The 2,513-nt window shown below is 54.6% G+C and carries 3 protein-coding genes; 1 reads left to right on the top strand and 2 read right to left on the bottom strand.

Annotated elements, in window-relative coordinates; all coding sequences use genetic code 11:
* Positions 1–476 (top strand): hypothetical protein (locus tag IGR76_19160; protein ID MBF2080568.1); only part of this gene is annotated, 476 nt, incomplete at its 5' end.
* 103 nt (positions 477–579) lie between these two features.
* Here IGR76_19160 and IGR76_19155 read toward each other — a convergent pair.
* On the bottom strand, positions 580–2,007 hold the full coding sequence (locus tag IGR76_19155; protein ID MBF2080567.1) for an amidase: 1,428 nt from the start codon (positions 2,005–2,007) through the stop codon (positions 580–582).
* A gap of 236 nt (positions 2,008–2,243) precedes the next feature.
* Complete coding sequence (locus IGR76_19150; protein MBF2080566.1) at positions 2,244–2,486, bottom strand: hypothetical protein; 243 nt, start codon at positions 2,484–2,486, stop codon at positions 2,244–2,246.
* Positions 2,487–2,513 lie beyond the last annotated feature (27 nt).

Raw genomic sequence — 2,513 nt, 5'->3', positions numbered from 1 at the left:
GGTCGTCTTTCTTTCCTGTAGAACGGGTCAAACCGTCCAGTACCAACGCCCCCAACATCGCCGATCGCGCCTTTATTGGATTGAATCTGGCGAAGGCATACTTGGGCGATCGCCCCGTCAAAACCGTCAAAGTCGATCCCGAAAATCCCAACCGTCAGATTACCTTGCTAAGGGGCGATCGCCAACTCGTCTCCACCGTCGTTGCCCGCGCCACCGAGAGCAACAGTCCAGACGAATTCCTCACCAGTGAAGTCTTCCAGCAGGAATTTCGCGGCGCATCCCAGATCTACTTCAACACCGTCGAAACCACCACGGCTTACAAACGGCAGATAAACCCTAAGATTGATCAGCCCAACATCACGGCCGACCAGGTCACAGCGATCTACCTATCGCCTCAAGATCCCGATTACTTTAAGGCGGGCGATCGCCCCGTAGCCCTCTACCGCTACCATTTAGACTTCATGTCCCAACGTTAAATTTCTATTGTGGCTCGGTGGGGTACGGGCAGGTTTCGCCGCAATCCTTGGATTGGAAGGATGGATACTGACCAAACCTGCCCCTTGTCACCTCTTCACCCTGCTACTCCTCCACCGCGATCGCCGGACGATTCTGCGCCCACGGATGCGTCGCCTCAATATGAGCCGCCAGCGCAATCAGAGTAGCCTCATCCGCAGGTTTCCCAATCAACTGCACACCGATGGGAAGCCCCCGCGAATCAAACCCAGCCGGAATGGCGATCGCAGGCTGCCCAGTGGTATTCACAATTGGGCAAGGGGCAATCCAGCTAATGACCTTCTCCATATGCTCTTCAGGGGTCATCTCTTCCCATTCACCGACGCGAATAGTCGGATGCATGAAGATAGGCATCACCAGCACATCGTAGTGATCAAAGAAGGCCACCACCCGACGCCCAAGCCCCTGAATTTTCCAAACGGCTTGCTGATAGATACCGCTAGTGTCGGCGTGTTCCAGCAACCAACGGTTTTTGGGACTAAATGCCTCTGGGGGAAGACCGCACGCACTTAACCCCGTCCGCCAAACCACCTGGAAGGGTTCGAGTAAATCCGGGTATTGGGGACAATGCTGCTCAACAGTGTGTCCCAGGGATTCCAGGATCTTTGCCACTCTGATCACCGCATCCACACAGTCTGGATGCGCCTCACCCAGAGGTTCCACCCGCGTCCCGTAGGCAATTCGGAGCGATCGCCCAACGCCCTGTTTCGCGCCCATCAATGCCGTTTGCACAAAGGACGGATCGGGATCGGGCAACCAGTAAGGATCGCCCGTGACATAGCCCGATATCACATCTAAAAGTGCCGCCGCATCGGCAACCGTCCGCCCAATCGGGCCAATCGTAGCAATGCCGTTCAGCACATCGCCAATGGGTGCATAGGACACGCGACCCCGTGCAGGTTTGATGCCCACGACACCGCAGCAAGACGCAGGCCCCCGAATAGAGCCACCCCCATCCGACCCTTGCGCGATCGGACTGAGCCCTGCCGCCACTGACGCCGCTGCCCCACCGCTAGAGCCACCGGGCGTATAGTCCGGATTCCAGGGATTACGCGCCGCCGGAAATCCGGGAGGTTCACTATAAGGCCACGACCCCATTTCCGAGGTGGCGGTTTTACCGAGAATGGTAAATCCAGCATACTTGCAACGGGTCACGGTGGAGTCGTCGTAGGTGGCAACGTTGTCCTTCAGGGCATAGGAACCGTAAGTGCAGCGCACGCCGTTTACAGAATTCAAATCTTTGATGGAAATGGGAACGCCAAAAAAGGGGGGAAGTTTAGTTGGGTCATCACACTGGGCAATCTGTTCAGTTTTTGCCTTAGCATCGGCGATCGCTTGTTCAGCAATCACGGTGAAATAGGTTCCCAGCTTAGGATTCAGGCGTTCAATACGATCTAAATAGAGTTGCGTGAGTTCCAGCGGTGAAATGGCTTTGTTGCGGATCAATTGCGCCTGCTCGATCGCGGGAGTGAAGGCTAAATCGACGGAGTTCATAAGCACCAAACTGTCTTCATTTGATGCCCTAACCTTAACAGCAGTTTTCTTTAGGCATTGTTCATGATGAGGACAGCTTTTGAATTGACCTGAAAATTGAGGCTGGAGATTTTTGAGCGCATCAGATCTTTGGCTCCTTCTGGACAGTACAGGCTACTTCGGATTCCGAATAAAAAACCGGGGATCGTTTCAACCTTCTGAGTCGTGGAAGACGCCACCGCTGGTTTACAGATCGCCTATGCTATCAGTACCGACCCCTTAGCGCGATCGCCCGGGTTGTTGCGTCCTCGTATGCCGATGGTGGAGCGACTGAGGGCAATGAGTTCGCTGAGGGAAGTATTGAAGGAGGAGAGCGCGACGGACTGAAAAGAGATATCGCCTGCGGGTTGAATGACCCAGATGTAGAGTTCGGGATCGGAGCCTTGAAAATTAATAATGGAGTAACTGACTAAGCTCGACTTTATCCAATCAGGCGGCATGGCAGAGTAACTCGGTCCAGGTGTCGA

The organism is Synechococcales cyanobacterium T60_A2020_003, assembly GCA_015272205.1.
GTDB lineage: Bacteria > Cyanobacteriota > Cyanobacteriia > RECH01 > RECH01 > JACYMB01.
This window is presented reverse-complemented; position numbering and strand designations above follow the sequence as displayed.